The 15,088-nt window shown below is 68.0% G+C and carries 11 protein-coding genes; 5 read left to right on the top strand and 6 right to left on the bottom strand.

The genetic code is table 11. The features are described from left to right. Positions 1–25 precede the first annotated feature (25 nt). The gene (gene uvrD / locus AC3A3X_RS01140) at positions 26–2,206 is read left to right on the top strand and encodes a DNA helicase II (protein ID WP_487581222.1); all 2,181 of its coding nucleotides are present in this window, start codon (positions 26–28) and stop codon (positions 2,204–2,206) included. Between the two features lie 37 nt (positions 2,207–2,243). Here the strand turns inward: uvrD and AC3A3X_RS01135 are convergent, their stop codons facing one another. The 4 genes from AC3A3X_RS01135 to AC3A3X_RS01120 form a co-directional block, all read right to left on the bottom strand. Then, positions 2,244–2,945 (bottom strand): MOSC domain-containing protein, encoded by a 702-nt coding sequence (locus AC3A3X_RS01135; RefSeq protein WP_487581221.1) that lies wholly within the window; start codon positions 2,943–2,945, stop codon positions 2,244–2,246. 37 nt (positions 2,946–2,982) lie between these two features. Then, positions 2,983–3,723, bottom strand: coding sequence for a 2OG-Fe(II) oxygenase (locus tag AC3A3X_RS01130; protein ID WP_487581220.1), 741 nt, complete (start codon positions 3,721–3,723; stop codon positions 2,983–2,985). 203 nt (positions 3,724–3,926) lie between these two features. Beyond that, positions 3,927–4,376, bottom strand: coding sequence for a GNAT family N-acetyltransferase (locus AC3A3X_RS01125; protein WP_487581219.1), 450 nt, complete (start codon positions 4,374–4,376; stop codon positions 3,927–3,929). Positions 4,377–4,386: 10 nt separating this feature from the next. Continuing rightward, positions 4,387–4,686: a DUF2782 domain-containing protein gene (locus AC3A3X_RS01120; RefSeq protein ID WP_487581218.1), complete on the bottom strand. Its 300-nt coding sequence runs from the start codon at positions 4,684–4,686 to the stop codon at positions 4,387–4,389. Between the two features lie 129 nt (positions 4,687–4,815). Between AC3A3X_RS01120 and polA the strand changes: the two genes are divergently transcribed. Together polA and AC3A3X_RS01110 are read left to right on the top strand one after the other, a co-directional pair. Continuing rightward, on the top strand, positions 4,816–7,596 hold the full coding sequence (polA, locus tag AC3A3X_RS01115; RefSeq protein WP_487581217.1) for a DNA polymerase I: 2,781 nt from the start codon (positions 4,816–4,818) through the stop codon (positions 7,594–7,596). Positions 7,597–8,267: 671 nt separating this feature from the next. Next, the gene (locus tag AC3A3X_RS01110) at positions 8,268–8,756 is read left to right on the top strand and encodes a DUF421 domain-containing protein (RefSeq protein WP_487581216.1); all 489 of its coding nucleotides are present in this window, start codon (positions 8,268–8,270) and stop codon (positions 8,754–8,756) included. Between the two features lie 54 nt (positions 8,757–8,810). On the opposite strand, the gene hemF is transcribed toward AC3A3X_RS01110, so the two are convergent. Continuing rightward, a complete protein-coding gene (gene hemF, locus AC3A3X_RS01105; RefSeq protein WP_487581215.1) occupies positions 8,811–9,737 on the bottom strand; it encodes an oxygen-dependent coproporphyrinogen oxidase in 927 nt (308 codons plus the stop codon). Between the two features lie 150 nt (positions 9,738–9,887). On the opposite strand from hemF, the gene AC3A3X_RS01100 reads away from it, so the two are divergent. Together AC3A3X_RS01100 and AC3A3X_RS01095 are read left to right on the top strand one after the other, a co-directional pair. Then, complete coding sequence (locus AC3A3X_RS01100) at positions 9,888–11,603, top strand: DUF3300 domain-containing protein (RefSeq protein WP_487581214.1); 1,716 nt, start codon at positions 9,888–9,890, stop codon at positions 11,601–11,603. A 13-nt stretch (positions 11,604–11,616) separates the two neighbouring features. Then, positions 11,617–12,522, top strand: a complete 906-nt coding sequence (locus tag AC3A3X_RS01095) for a DUF2950 domain-containing protein (RefSeq protein ID WP_487581213.1) — start codon at positions 11,617–11,619, stop codon at positions 12,520–12,522. A gap of 160 nt (positions 12,523–12,682) precedes the next feature. Here AC3A3X_RS01095 and AC3A3X_RS01090 read toward each other — a convergent pair whose 3' ends face one another. Then, a complete protein-coding gene (locus AC3A3X_RS01090; RefSeq protein ID WP_487581212.1) occupies positions 12,683–15,055 on the bottom strand; it encodes a S9 family peptidase in 2,373 nt (790 codons plus the stop codon). Between the last annotated feature and the right edge of the window lie 33 nt (positions 15,056–15,088).

Raw genomic sequence — 15,088 nt, 5'->3', positions numbered from 1 at the left:
GTGACGGCCCCGTTACAATACCCGGATGGATGTCTCCCACCTGCTCGACGCGCTGAACCCAGCGCAGCGCGAGGCCGTCAGCGCCCCGCCCGGCCACTACCTTGTCCTCGCTGGCGCCGGCTCCGGCAAGACCCGCGTGCTCACCCACCGCATCGCCTGGCTCAACGAAGTCCACGGCGTGCCGACCCACGGCATCCTCGCGGTGACCTTCACCAACAAGGCCGCCGGCGAGATGCGCGCGCGCGTCGACGGGCAGCTGCGCAATGGCGCCCGTGGCATGTGGATCGGCACCTTCCACGGCCTGGCCCACCGCCTGCTGCGCCTGCACTGGCAGGAGGCCAAGCTGCCGGAAGGCTTCCAGGTGCTCGATTCCGACGACCAGTTGCGCCTGGTCAAGCGCGTCGTGCAGGGCCTGGAGATCGACGAGGCACGCTTCCCGCCGCGCCAGATCGCCTGGTGGATCAACGCGCAGAAGGACGAGGGCAAGCGCCCGCAGAACATCCAGCCGGCCGGCAACGACCCGTGGGCTGACGTGATGCTCAAGTCCTATGCCGCCTACCAGGAGCGCTGCGAGCGTGCCGGTCTGGTCGACTTCGCCGAACTGCTGCTGCGCGCACACGAGCTGTTGCGCGACAACCCGGCGCTGCTGGCGCACTACCGCCACCGCTTCCGCGAGATCCTGGTCGACGAGTTCCAGGACACCAACGCGATCCAGTACGCCTTCGTGCGCGTGCTCGCCGGCGACAGCGGCCATGTGTTCGTGGTCGGCGACGACGACCAGTCGATCTACGGCTGGCGCGGCGCCAAGGTCGAGAACATGCAGCGGTTCCTGAAGGATTTTCCGGGAACGCAGACCATCCGCTTGGAGCAGAACTACCGCTCCAGCGCCAACATCCTGGAAGCGGCCAACGCCGTCATCGCCCACAACCCCGACCGCCTCGGCAAGAACCTGTGGACCGACAGCGGCACCGGCGAGCCGATCGATCTTTACGCCGCCTACAACGAAATGGACGAGGCGCGCTTCGCGGTCGAGCGCCTGCGCCAGTGGGTGCGCGACGGCGGCAGCTTCGGTGAAGTCGCCGTGCTCTATCGCAGCAACGCGCAGTCGCGCGCCTTCGAAGAAGCCTTGTTGTCGGAGCAGGTGCCGTACCGCGTCTATGGCGGCCAGCGCTTCTTCGAGCGCGCCGAAATCAAGGATACCCTGGCCTACCTGCGCCTGATCGCCTCGCGCCTGGACGATGCCGCCTTCGAACGTGCGGTCAATACGCCCACGCGCGGCATCGGCGAGCGCACGCTCGATGAAGTGCGCCGTCGCGCCCGCGCCGACGCGGTCGCGCTGTGGGAAGCGGCGCGGCGCACGGTCAGCGAGAACGGCCTGACCGCCAGGGCGCGCAATGCCATTGCCGGTTTCCTCGCCCTGATCGACGACGTCGACACCGAAGTGCAGCCGATGACGCTGCCGGAAAAGATCGACCACGTGCTGGTCCGCTCGGGCCTGCGTGATCACTACTTCAACGAATCGCGTGGCCAGCTCGACTCGCGCGTGGACAACCTCGACGAACTGGTCTCGGTGGCCTCGCGCTTCACCCGAACCGACGAGGAAGACGCCGCGGCGATGCCGGAGCTGGTCGCCTTCCTCAGCTATGCCGCGCTCGAGGCTGGCGAAGGCCAGGCCCAGGCCGGCGAAGAGGGCGTGCAGCTGATGACGCTGCACAGCGCCAAGGGCCTGGAGTTCCCGCTGGTGTTCCTGGCCGGCATGGAAGAAGGCGTGTTCCCGAGCGGCCGCTCGACCGAGGAATCGGGGCGGCTCGAGGAAGAGCGCCGCCTGGCCTACGTCGGCATCACCCGCGCGCGCCAGAAGCTGGTGCTGAGCTATGCCGAGACGCGCCGCATCCACGGCGCCGACATGTATGGCGTGCCGTCGCGCTTCCTGCGCGAGATCCCGCCGGCGCTGTTGCACGAAGTGCGGCCGAAGGTGCAGGTGTCGCGGCCGATGTACAACGCGCAGCCGCGCCGCGACATGGGCCACGCCGCGATCGAGGCGCCGCCGATCAAGCTCGGCGCGATGGTGCGCCATCCCAGCTTCGGCACCGGCACGGTCACCGACTACGAAGGCGCCGGCGCGCATGCGCGCGTGCAGGTCAACTTCGACGATGCCGGCAGCAAGTGGCTGGTGCTGGCCTACGCGAACCTGCAGCCGGCCTGAGCCGTCGTCCCGAGCACAGCGAGGGACCTGCTGTCGCTCAGCTGGACGGTCCGTCGATGCGCTTGCCCCAATCCTCGACCTCGCTACGCTGCAGCCGGGTCTCGATCAGCTTCCGCCACGACGGCACCAGCGGAAGCTCCAGGGCCGGGCGCAACTCGGCCGGATCCAGGCGGCGCTCGAACAGCAATGCCGCCAGACGCCGCAACGACCATTGCGGAAACGGCCGCGCCGCCAGCGCCATCGTGTCGCCGGCGCGCACCGCGCCGGGCTCCAGCACGCGGTAATACCAGCCGGTGCGGCCGCTGTCCTGCACGCGCCGCACCATGTCGGCGACAGCGAAGCGGTCACTGAGCTTCCAGCACGGCTGCCGGCCCTGGCTGACTTCGAGCAGTGCCGTGCCGATGCGGAAGCGGTCGCCCAGGCAGACCTCGTCCTCGGTAAGGCCGCGGCTGCTGAGGTTCTCGCCGAATGCCCCCGCGGCCTTGAGACGATCCATGTCGCCCAGGTCTTCGCGCCAGCGCACGTAGTGATCGAACGGGTAGTGGTGAACCGCCTTGTCCGGGCCGCCATGGACGCGGGGGTCGCCCTGCTCGTCGCCGACCAGGCCAAGCGTTTCGATCCGGACCACCGCGGTCGTCGCCCGCTTGTCGATGGCGCTGATGCTGCCGGGGCGCGTGTAGGGCCGCGCCTGGCCGAGCAGGACGGCCTCGATGACGATCGGGCGTGACGGGTCGTGCATGGTGTCAATGTACATCCGCGGTCGCCGACCGCGCACCTCACAGGGCGTCGTGGAAGATCACCCCCAGGGAGTGCCGCCGGCCGTCATGGATGCGGCTGACACCGTGCCGCATCTGCACGCGGTAGCTGCCGCGGGAGCCCTTGACCGGCCGCTCCCGCACCGCGAACACGGCGGCATCGCCCTGCTGCAACGGCACCACTTCGACGCGTGACTGCATGCGCGGACGCTGCTCGGTGAGGACCAGTTCGCCACCTTCGAAGTCGCGTTGCGGCCGTGACAGCAGCACCACCAGCTGCAACGGGAACACGTGTTCGCCGTAGACATCCTGGTGCAGACAGTTGTAGTCGCCCTTGTCGTAACGCAGCAGCAGAGGCGTCGGCCGGGTCTGGCCGGCCTCGTGGCATCGCGCGATGAACCGGGCGTGCTCGTCGGGGTAGCGCACGTCGATCGCCATGGCCTCGTTCCAGCGGTTGGCGATGGCGATCAGATGCGGATAGATCGCGCTTCGCAATGCAGCGACCGTCGCCGGCAGCGGATAGGAGAAGTAGCGGTACTCGCCGCGCCCGAATCCATGCCGCGCCATCGTCACCTTGCTGCGGAAGCCGTCGGCACGGTCGTACAGACCCGCGATCGCGTCACAGTCGCCCGGGTCCAGCAGCGCCGGTATCCGCGCGCAGCCCTGGGCATCGAGTTGCGCACCGACGCCCGGCCAGTCGACCCAGTCGATGCGCTGGATCAGGCCGTCGGCCCGCCAGCGCGGTTGCAGCACCGCGCTCATGCGCGCGCCACACGCCCGGGCAGGGTGCGCAGGGTGTGGTGAATGGTGGGAACGTTCATCGCGTGCCTTGATCGAAGGGAGCACGGATGAATCTAGGTGGCGCGCACCCGGCCCGATATCCGGTTCTTGCAGTGCATGGATGTTGTCGCCGGACGGGTGCCCGGCCTGGATCCCGGCGTACGCCGGGATGACGGCCTATCGCGCTACTTCAGCGCGATCCCGAAGTGGAACGCCTCGATGCGCAATCCTTCGCGCAGGTAGAACGCGTGCGCGTCCTGGCGATGCGTGCCGGAGTCCAGCTGCAGCCGCGCGCAGCCCAGGCGGCGTGCCTCGGCCTTGAGCCAGTCGAGCATGGCCTTGCCGTAGCCGCGGCTGCGTGCGTTGGCATCGGTGACCAGGTCGTCGACGTAGACGTGCTTGCCGACGGCGAGCATCTCCATCACCCGCCAGCAGGCGAACGCGCGCGGCATGCCTGCGTCGTCGAACAGAACCGTCGCGCGGCAGCCTTCGCCGATCTGGCGCAGCATCTGCGCGACGAAGCGGTCTTCGTCGAACTCGGGTCGCAACTGCGACACCAGCGGCCAGATCGCGCGCAGGTCGGATTCGGAAGCGAGCGTGCGGATGGCGTGTCCGCGGTCCTGCGTTGTCGTCATCGCGCGTCGCTTACCAGCTGAAGAGCTTGTACTGCACCGGCGAGATCGGGCCTTCGCCCTTGCTGCTGTCGAGGATGCCGTCGCCGTTGCTGTCGGTCAGGTAATAGACCGGGCCGCGGGCCGGGGTGATCTTCACCACGCGCAGCTGCCCGGCGACGTGGTACTCCTCGATGACATCACCGCCCTCGATCGTGCGCGTACGCACTTCGGCGCCCTGCAGGCCGGCGGTCGGGTCGTCGCCTGCGCCCATGGTTGCGCAAGCCGTCAGGGTCAGCGGCAGCAGCAAAAGGGCGAGCAGGTGGTTGCGCATGGCGGTCTCCAGGTCCGGTGGGGTCGCAGGCGACAGCATACGCGTTCGCGCCGGCATGGCAGTGACGGGAGCGTGGACATGTCGCCGCGCAGGCGACCCCGTAGAAATGCCGCATGTAGAATCGCCCGCATGAACCAGCCCGCCCCCCGCCTCGTCCTGATCGATGGCTCCAGCTACCTGTACCGCGCGTTCCATGCGCTGCCTCCGCTGAGCAACGACGCGGGTGAACCCACCGGCGCACTGTTCGGCGTGGTCAACATGTTGCGCGCGACCTTGAAGGAACAACCGACCTACGTCGCCTTCGTGGTCGACGCACCGGGGCCGACGTTCCGCGACGAGCTCTATCCGCAGTACAAGGCCAACCGTCCGCCGATGCCGGACGACCTGCGCGCCCAGGTGCAGCCGATGTGCGACATCGTCGAGGCGCTGGGCATCACCATCCTGCGGATTCCCGGCGTCGAAGCCGACGACGTGATCGGCACGCTGGCGCTGCGCGCGGCCGGGCAGGGCATCGACGTCACCATCTCCACCGGCGACAAGGACTTCGCCCAGCTGGTGCGGCCCGGCATCGCCCTGGTCAACACGATGAGTGGCAGCCGCCTGGATTCGGAAGCCACCGTGATCGACAAGTTCGGAGTGCGCCCGGACCAGATCATCGACCTGCTGGCGCTGATGGGTGACACCGTCGACAACATTCCCGGCGTCGAAAAGTGCGGCCCGAAGACCGCGGCCAAGTGGCTGGGCGAGTACGGCACGCTCGACGCGGTCATCGACCATGCCGACCAGATCAAGGGCAAGATCGGCGAGAACCTGCGTGCGGCCTTGCCGCGTCTGCCGCTGAATCGCACGCTGACCACGATCCGCACCGACCTGGAACTCGAACGCGCGCCGACCGAACTGGTGCTGCGCGAGCCGCATGCCGACGACCTGCGGGTGATGTACGCGCGCTACGGCTTCAAGCAGGCGCTGAAGGAGCTCGAGGGCGGCGCTGGCACGAGCGACGACGGCAACGTGCGTGGCGCCGGCGTCCGCAACACCGCCGCAGGCTATGCGCGCGCGGCGTCGGCGCCGACGGAAGCTCCGCATCCGGAGTTGGCGGCGCCAGGCGAATACGAAACCGTGCTGACGCTCGACCAGCTCGACGCCTGGATCACGCGCCTGCGTGAAGCCGACGAGTTCGCATTCGACACCGAAACCGACTCGCTCGACCCGATGCAGGCGCGCCTGGTCGGCCTGAGCTTCGCGGTGGAACCCGGCCGCGCCGCCTACCTGCCGCTCGGTCACGATTACCCAGGCGTGCCTGCGCAGCTCGATCGCGTCGAAACCCTGGCCGCGCTGGCGCCGTTGTTCGCCGACCCGGCAAAGAAGAAGCTCGGCCAGCATGGCAAGTACGACCTGCACGTGCTGCGCCGCAATGGCGTCGAGGTCGCCGGCTACGCCGACGACACCATGCTCGAAAGCTTCGTCTACAACGCCACCGCCAGCCGCCACGACATGGATTCGCTGGCCAAGCGTTACCTCGGCTACGACACCATCAAGTACGAGCAGGTCGCGGGCAAGGGCGCCAAGGCGATCTCGTTCTCGCAGGTCGCCATCGACGACGCCACGCGTTACGCCGCCGAAGACGCCGACGTGACCTTGCGCCTGCATCGCGCGCTTGCGCCGAAGCTGGCCGCCGAGCCGGGACTGGAACGCGTCTATCGCGAGATCGAGATGCCACTGGTACCGGTGCTGGCGCGGATCGAGGCCAACGGCGTGATGATCGACGGCGACGAACTGCGCCGGCAATCGGCCGACCTTGGCCGACGCATGCTGGCCGCCCAGCAGAAGGCGACCGAGATGGCCGGCCGCAGCTTCAATCTCGATTCGCCCAAGCAGCTGGGCCAGCTGCTGTTCGACGAACTCAAGCTGCCGGCCTTGGTGAAGACGCCTTCGGGCGCGCCCTCGACCAACGAGGAAGCACTGGAGGCGATCGCCGAGCAGCACGAACTGCCGCGCGTGATCCTCGAATACCGCGGACTGGCCAAGTTGCGCAGCACCTACACCGACAAACTGCCGGAGATGGTCAACCGCGACACCGGCCGCGTGCATACCAGCTACCACCAGGCCGGCGCGGCTACCGGTCGGCTCGCATCGAGCGATCCGAACCTGCAGAACATCCCGATCCGCACCGACGACGGCCGCCGCATCCGCCAGGCCTTCGTCGCGCCGCCCGGTCGACGCATCGTCGCCTGCGACTACTCGCAGATCGAGCTGCGGATCATGGCGCACCTGTCGGAGGATGCCGGCCTGCTGCGCGCGTTCGAATCGGGTGCCGACATCCACCTCGCCACCGCCGCCGAAGTGTTCGGCAAGGCCATGGAGGATGTCAGCGGCAACGAACGCCGCGCTGCCAAGGCGATCAACTTCGGCCTGATGTACGGCATGGGCGCATTCGGCCTGGCGCGCCAGCTCGGCATCGCCCGCGGCGAGGCGCAGGACTACATCGCCCTGTACTTCAGCCGCTACCCGGGCGTGCGCGATTTCATGGAGCGCACCCGCCAGCAGGCGCGCGAGCAGGGGTATGTCGAAACCGTATTCGGCCGGCGCCTGTACCTGGAGAACATCCAGGCCCGCAACCAGGGCCTGCGTGCCGGCGCCGAGCGCGCCGCGATCAACGCGCCGATGCAGGGCACCGCAGCCGACATCATCAAGCGGGCGATGATCACGATCGACGGTTGGCTGGCCGGGCAGGGGAACCGCGCGTTGATGGTCCTGCAGGTCCACGACGAACTGGTGTTCGAGGTCGAGGAGGGATTTGTCGACACGCTGCTGGCCGAAGTCGGCACGCGCATGTCCGGTGCGGCCCAGCTGCGGGTGCCGCTGGTGGTCGACAGCGGGGTCGGGGCCAACTGGGATGAGGCACACTAGGGCCGCCCGCAGCCGCTCCAGCCGACGAACGGAGGGCCCGCGACCCCATTCTGGCCGGGTCGGGCCCCCGGCGAGTTTCATGCCATCGCATTCAGTGTCTGGCTGAACGGGAAAAGCGCTGGGGTAACCGTTTTCCCAGAATGAATCCGTCCTGAATCCAACGGATTGTTAACCCCAATCTTCACGAACCATCCATGTAGGGAATGGTCATATAGGTCGCGACAGGTGCAACGCCTGTCGTAGATCTCTCCCTCCCCTGGAGTGATCCCCCGGAGCGAAGACCCCTCCCCAGGTCCCGCTCCACCAGCCCCGCCGGCCCCCCCTGCCTGCGGGGCTTTTTATTGTCTACGACAATAAAAACCCAAAGTTTGCTGCGCAAACTTCGGGCCCCGCTATGTGCTCCCGATCCCCTGCGGCTGCCGCCGCGCCCCCTTACCAAGGGGGCTGATGACTCCAGACGGGTTGCTGTCGCCGCGCCACCACGCCATCCCAACCCCTCACCGTCATCCCAACCTCTCACCGTCATCCCGGCGAACGCCGGGATCCATCCTGATCTTGCTGTTGCCGTGGAAAGCACTGTGAGAGCCAAGTCAAAATGGGTCCCGGCGTTCGCCGGGACGACGGGTCGGGTGTGGTGCACAATCGCCGCGACCCTCGCGCCGGAGCGCCACATGTTCGAGATGTCGATGCCGTGGTGGGAGTTCGTCTTTCGTGCGGTCGTGGTCTATGTGGTGCTGTTGGCGATGATCCGCATGTCGGGCAAGCGCACGATGGGGCAGTTCACCGCGTTCGACATGCTGCTGATCGTGCTGCTCGGCAACGCCGTGCAGAACGCGCTGCTCGGCAAGGACACTTCGATGACCGGCGGGCTGCTGCTGGCCGCCACGCTGATCACGCTCAACTGGCTGGTCGGATTCGCCACCTCGCGCAGCAAGACCGCCGAGCGCATCCTCGAAGGGGCGCCGGTGCTGCTGGCGCGTAATGGCACCGTCTATCGCGACGTGCTGCGGCGTGAGCTGGTCAGCCGGGATGATTTCACCAAGGCCATGCGCGAGGCGGGATGCAGCGACATCTCGCGGGTGCGCTTGGCGCTGCTGGAAACCAATGGCCAGATCACCATCATGACCAGCGAGCACGTCAAGGACGGCAACGACGATTGATGCGCGGCGCGCAGTCGGGGCAGTCGCATGGGCCCGGCTCACCTGACGTCGGCATCACCGCACCAGTTCGTTCAGCCAGTCACGCGGCCGCAGGTAATCGGCCAGGCGTGCCTCGGCGCTGCCGTCCTCGGGCGTGAACCCGTATTCCCAGCGCACGAGCGGCGGCAGGCTCATCAGGATCGATTCGGTGCGGCCGCCCGACTGCAGGCCGAACAGCGTGCCGCGGTCGAACACCAGGTTGAACTCGACGTAGCGTCCGCGCCGGTACAGCTGGAACTGGCGCTCGCGATCGCCATACGGCGTCTGGTTGCGGCGCTCGACGATGGGCAGGTAGGCATCGAGGAAACCGTCGCCGACCGCGCGCATGTAAGCGAAGTCGCGATCGGCGTCTTCATGCAGGTCGTCGAAGAACAGCCCGCCGACACCGCGTGTCTCGTTGCGGTGTTTGAGGAAGAAATACTCGTCGCACCAGTGCTTGTGCTTGTCATAGCGCTGCTGGCCGCCGAACGGCTCGCACAGGTCGCGCGCGGTGCGGTGCCAGTGCAGCACGTCGGCGTCGAACGGGTAGAACGGGGTCAGGTCGAAGCCGCCACCAAACCACCACGCCACGGTTTCGCCGTCGCGTATCGCGCGGAAATGCCGCACGTTGGCATGCGTGGTCGGCAGGTACGGGTTGCGCGGATGGAACACCAGTGACACGCCCACCGCGCGCCACGACGCGCCGGCCAGCTCCGGCCGCGCGGCGGTGGCCGAGGGTGGCAGCCTGGTTCCGGACACGTCCGAAAAGCCGATTCCCGCCTGTTCGAACACGCCGCCGTCGCGGAGGATGCGGGTGCGGCCGCCACCGCCTTCGGCGCGCTGCCAGACGTCCTCGCTGAAGTGCGCGTTGCCGTCGACGGCTTCGATCGCCGCGCAGATGCGGTCCTGCAGTCCGGTCAGGTAGTCGCGGACGTCGTCGAATCCGGGTGAGGGCTCGGTCATGTTCACAAGAAACTTGCAGGGGTGGTGCGCATGATAGCCGCCGCCTGAACCAGGGGCCCTCCGGGCCGTTCCATCACCCGGCGGACGCGGGTTTCAACGACACAGCGTTGGGAGTAGTCCGTGCGCAACCATCGTCGAATTGGCCTTCTCATGGTCCTGCTGTCGCTGGCCGCGTGCTCCGGCGACAAGACTCCCGCGCCAGCGGCGACAGCGCCGGCGCCCACTCCAGCCGCTCCCGCGGCCACGCCTGCCGCGACACCGGCGGCCGCTGCGGCCTCGACGTCGTTCAGCAAGGAAGAGCTCGACCAGATGGTCGCGCCGATCGCGCTCTATCCCGATCCGCTGCTGGCGCAGGTGCTGATGGCTGCGACCTATCCGGGCAATGTCGCCGATGCCGCGGCCTGGTCGAAGGCCAACCCGAATGCCAAGGGTGACGACGCGGTCAAGCAGGTCGCCTCGCAGCCGTGGGACCCCAGCGTGCAGGCGCTGGTGGCGTTCCCGCAGGCCCTCGACACCCTCGGCCAGGACCCGGCCTGGGTGCAGCGCCTGGGCGATGCCTTCCTCGCCCAGCCCGACGAGGTGATGGATGCCGTGCAGCGGCTGCGCCGCCAGGCCCAGGCCGCGGGCAACCTCTCGTCCAACCAGTACCAGAACGTCACCGTGCAGGCCGCGCCGACCGGTCCTGCGCCTGCAGCGGCGCCGTCGGACGGTGGCGGCGGCGGTGGCGGTGGCACCACGGTCATCCAGGAACCACAGCCGCAGCAGACCATCATCATCCAGCCAAGCGACCCTGAGGTCGTCTACGTCCCGTCGTACAACCCGACCACGGTCTACGGCAGCTGGGCGTACCCGTCGTATCCGCCGGCGTACTACCCGCCGTCGCCTGGCTACTACGCCGGCAGTGCGCTGATGGCAGGCCTGGCGTTCGGTACCGGTATCGCCGTCACCAACGCCTTGTGGGGCGACTGCGACTGGGGCGGCGGCTGGGGTGGCGGCGACGTCGACATCAACGTCAACCGCTACAACAACATCAACACCAACCGCCAGATCAACAACAGCAACTGGCAGCACAACTCGCTGCACCGCGATGGCGTGCCGTACCGCGACAATGCCAACCGCGAACGCTACGGCCGGCAGCTCGATGGCGCGCAGAACCGCAACCAGTTCCGCGGCGACGACGCGGGCCGTGCCGACGCACGCAACCGCGCGCGTAGTTCCATGGAGAATCGCGGAATCGGTGCACCTGCCGGCAGCAACCGCGAGGCGCGCGACCGCGCACAGGCGGCGAATCGCGACCTTCGCAACAACCCGCAGGCGCGTGAGCGCCTCGAGGGTGGCGGGCAGGCGCGTGACCGCGCCCAGGGCGCAGGGCAATCGCGCGACGCCCAGCGCCAGCGCGCCCAGTCCGCCGCGCAGCAGCATGCATCGCGTGATCGTTCCAAGCCGACCGATCTGGGCGGCAACCGTCCAAATGCCGCGCAGGATCTTGCCTCGCGCGACCGCTCGCAGAACGCCGATCGTGAGCGTGCCCGTGCCGCTGCCGGCGGTGGCGCCGGCAACCGCAGCCAGGCCGATCGCCAGCGCGCGCAGCAGACGGCGCAGAACCGCCAGCAGTCGCGTCCGCAGCAAAGCAACAACCAGGCGCGGCAGCAGGCGCGCTCGCAGCAAGCGTCGCGGCAGGCGCCCAGGAACAACGCGATGTCCGGCGCGCGCAATCCGCAGCAGTCGCGCCAGCAGGCCAACCGCGGTCATGCCAGCCAGGCGTCGGCCCATCGCCCGCAACAGTCACGCGGCGGCGGCGGCCACCAGGTGCAACGTCAATCCCGTCCGCCGCAGCGCCAAGGTGGCGGCGGGCATCGTCGCTGAGAGGGAGACATCCATGAATTGCGTCCTGCGCATGCTTCCCGTTGCGATGGTGGCGATGCTGGCCTTGCCGGCATTGGCCCAGCAAGCCTTTCCGACCCCCGACGCGGCCGCCGAGGCGTTCGTCGCCGCGCTCGGTACGCAGCGCGCCGACGCGCAGAAGCTCGAAGCGCTGCTGGGCAAGGACTGGCGCGAGTACATCCCGCTCGAAGGCGTCGAGCGCGCCGACGTCGAGGCCTTCCTCACCGGCTATCGCGAGAAGCACAGCATCCAGACCGGCAAGGACGGGCGCGCCCATCTGGCGGTCGGCAAGGACGCGTGGACGCTGCCGATCCCGCTGGCCAAGGGCAAGGCCGGCTGGGCCTTCGACGCGCATGCGGCCAGCGACGAGATCCGCGCGCGCCGCATCGGTCGCAACGAAGACGACACGATCGAGTCGGAGCTGGCCTATCACGATGCGCAGACCGAGTACGCGCTGGTCGACCACGACGGCGACGGCGTGCTCGAGTACGCGCAGAAGGTACTCAGCAGCGATGGCAAGCACGATGGCCTGTACTGGGCCGATGACGACAGCGGCCAGGTCAGCCCCCTGGGGCCGCTGTTCGCCGACGCCGAGCCGGGCAGCGACTGGCATGGCTACCACTTCAAGATCCTGACCGCGCAGGGTCCGTCGGCGCCGGGCGGCGCCTACAACTACCTGCTGGGCAACAACATGAGCCGTGGCTTCGCGCTGATCGGCTGGCCGTCGAAGTACGGCGACACCGGCGTGATGAGCTTCATGGTCAGCCACGAGGGCGAAGTGTTCGAGAAGGACCTCGGGCCGGACAGCGAGAAGCTGGCCAAGGCGATGACGACGTTCGATCCGGACAGCAGTTGGAAGGAAGTGAAGCCGGACGCGACCGCCGCCGCTGCGTCGAAATGAGAAGGAGAACAGCGGATGACTTCGCCGCTGCGCCTAAAGAAGTCACCCTTCTCCCGCTGGCGGGAGAAGGTGCCGGCAGGCGGATGAGGGCGCGCTGTTTGCCCTCACCCCGGCCCTCTCCCGCAAGCGGGAGAGGGAGGACAGCGGGGAGAACAGCGGGTTACTTCAACGTCCGCTCGAACAACTCGTAAATCCGCCGGTACTCGTCATACCAGCTGTCCGGATGCGTGAAGCTGTGGCGCTCCATCGGGTACGGCGCGATCTCCCACTTGTCCTTGCGCAGCTCGATCAGCTTCTGGCTGAGCATCACCGAGTCCTTGAAGAACACGTTGTCGTCGATCATGCCGTGGGCGATCAGCAGGTTGTCCTGCAGGCCGTCGGCGAACTCGATCGGTGACGAAACCTTGTAGGCCTGCGGGTCGAGCTCGGGCGTGTTGAGGATGTTGCTGGTGTACTCGTGGTTGTACTGCGACCAGTCGGCCACCGGGCGCAGCGCGGCACCGGCCTTGAACGTGCCCGGCGAGCGGAACAGCGCCATGAACGTCATGAAGCCGCCGTAGCTGCCGCCGTAGATGCCGGCGTGGTCCTTGTCGCCGCCCTTGTTGGCGACCAGCCAGTCCAGGCCGTCCAGGTAATCCTCGAGTTCCGGATGGCCCATCTGGCGATAGATCGCCGTGCGCCAGTCGCGGCCGTAGCCCTCGCTGGCGCGGTAGTCCAGGTCGAGCACGATGTAGCCCTGCTGCACCAGCAGGTTGTGGAACATCTGCTCACGGAAGTAGTTCGGGTAGCGCTCCGACACGTTCTGCAGGTAGCCTGCGCCGTGCACGAACATCACGATCGGGTACTTGCGCGACGGGTCCGGGTTCTTCGGGCCGTAGTACTTGCCCCAGACCACGCCGGCACCGTGCTTGCTCGGCACCTGCACGTACTCGGGCTTGATCCACTCGCGCGCCTTGAACTCGGGCTTGCGCGTGTCGGTCAGCTGCACCAGGCCGTCACCGCCGGTGTTGACCACCGCCAGCTGCGGTGGCGTGTAGCTGTCGGAATGACGCACCAGCACCTTGCTGCCATCGGGCGACAGCGAGAAATCCTCGACGCCGTCGAGCGAGGTCACTTCGCGCACGTCGCTGCCGTTGCGGTCGACTGCGCATACCTCATAGTCGCCTGGCCACTTGCGGTTGCAGACGAAGTAGAAGCTGCGGCCGTTGCTGGACAGCTGCGGCGCCGAGACTTCCCACTTGCCGGAGGTCAATGCGCGCGACTTGCTGCCGCCGTCATTGATGTACAGGTGCGAGTAGCCGCTGCGCTCGGACAGGAACCACAGCGCGCCGTCGGCGGTCCAGCCGAAGTCGTTGAAGCCCCAGTTGATCCAGGCCGGGTCGGTGAGGCGGTCGCGCACCGCGAGCTTCGCATCGGCGCCTGGCGCGATCGTTGCAATCCAGCGGTCCTTGTTGTCGACCGCACGGACCAGCACCGCGGCCTGGCGGCCGTCGTTGCTCCAGTGGATAGCCGGGCCGGTGCCGTCGCCATCGGTTTCGATGCGCACGGCGCGATCGCCCTTGAGCGGATCCTGCTTGGCCGCCTTGCGCATGGCCGCGAGCGGATCGTCCTTGATGCCGGGCAGGGCGTCGAACTTCAGCTCGGTCGCCTTGGCGGCGTTGACGTCCACCAGCCACAGCTTGTGCGCCACCGGTGCATTGCGTCCGACGCGCACGCGCACGTCCTCGAACTCCTCGTAACCCGATTCGGTCACGTATTTGGGCATCTTGCCGGCCTTGCCCTCGTCCGCATCCTTTGCCGAAGTCACCACCAGCAGCCACTTCGCATCCGGCGACAGCGCACTGTCGACGATCTTGACGTCGTCGCCGAGGTAGGTCGGTGCAGCGGCGCGGGTCGGATCGGCCTGGCGCCACTGCTCGCTCTGCGCGCGTGCGGCGTCTTTCTGGGCGCGGTCGTTCTTGAGCGTGCTGATCATGTCGAGCTGGCGCGTTCGCAGGTCGTCGGCCTTCGGTGCTGCCGCCGGATCCTTCTCGGCCTTGACGATCGCCGCCTGCGAAGTGCCCTGGCCGGCGCGCCACTGGTACCAGTCGTTGCCGCTGCGGAACACCAGGTTGCCGTCGCTGCTCCACTGCGGCGTGGCTTCGTCTTCGTTGCTGCGCGTGACCTGGGTCAGCGCGCCGTTGCGCAGGTCGCGCACGAACACGTCGCCGTTGCGCACGAACGCCATGCGCGTGCGCTGGGCATCGAGCACCGGCCGGGCGGCATCGAGATCGGCGCGGGCGGCGCCGTCCAGGCGCGCGGCGCTGCCGCCGGCGATGCCCTGCTGCCAGGTGTCGCGGATCGTCGCGCCTTCGCGGCGCAGCTGGTACTGCACGCGCTGGCCGTCCCAGGCCCACCAGGCCTGTTCGACCGGCGGCCCGATCCAGTCCGGATCGGCCATGGTCTGGGCAAGGGTGATGGGCGTCTGTGCGTAGGCGCTGGATAGCAGCAGCGTCGACAAGGTCAGGGCGGTGGCAAGCGGCGTAAGGCGCATTGGGTCGGGACCGGGCGTATGGACAAGGCAAGT

It is taken from the genome of Lysobacter sp. Soil_N_23, assembly GCF_057656135.1.
This window is presented reverse-complemented; position numbering and strand designations above follow the sequence as displayed.

Excerpts from the sequence above, each read along its gene's own strand:
- AC3A3X_RS01125 (WP_487581219.1), bottom strand. The coding sequence starts at position 4,376 with ATGACGACAACGCAGGACCGCGGACACGCCATCCGCACGCTCGCTTCC.
- AC3A3X_RS01130 (WP_487581220.1), bottom strand. The coding sequence starts at position 3,723 with ATGAGCGCGGTGCTGCAACCGCGCTGGCGGGCCGACGGCCTGATCCAG.
- AC3A3X_RS01135 (WP_487581221.1), bottom strand. The coding sequence starts at position 2,945 with ATGCACGACCCGTCACGCCCGATCGTCATCGAGGCCGTCCTGCTCGGC.
- hemF (WP_487581215.1), bottom strand. The coding sequence starts at position 9,737 with ATGACCGAGCCCTCACCCGGATTCGACGACGTCCGCGACTACCTGACC.
- AC3A3X_RS01100 (WP_487581214.1), top strand. The coding sequence starts at position 9,888 with ATGGTCCTGCTGTCGCTGGCCGCGTGCTCCGGCGACAAGACTCCCGCG.
- polA (WP_487581217.1), top strand. The coding sequence starts at position 4,816 with ATGAACCAGCCCGCCCCCCGCCTCGTCCTGATCGATGGCTCCAGCTAC.
- AC3A3X_RS01120 (WP_487581218.1), bottom strand. The coding sequence starts at position 4,686 with ATGCGCAACCACCTGCTCGCCCTTTTGCTGCTGCCGCTGACCCTGACG.
- AC3A3X_RS01110 (WP_487581216.1), top strand. The coding sequence starts at position 8,268 with ATGTTCGAGATGTCGATGCCGTGGTGGGAGTTCGTCTTTCGTGCGGTC.
- uvrD (WP_487581222.1), top strand. The coding sequence starts at position 26 with ATGGATGTCTCCCACCTGCTCGACGCGCTGAACCCAGCGCAGCGCGAG.
- AC3A3X_RS01095 (WP_487581213.1), top strand. The coding sequence starts at position 11,617 with ATGAATTGCGTCCTGCGCATGCTTCCCGTTGCGATGGTGGCGATGCTG.
- AC3A3X_RS01090 (WP_487581212.1), bottom strand. The coding sequence starts at position 15,055 with ATGCGCCTTACGCCGCTTGCCACCGCCCTGACCTTGTCGACGCTGCTG.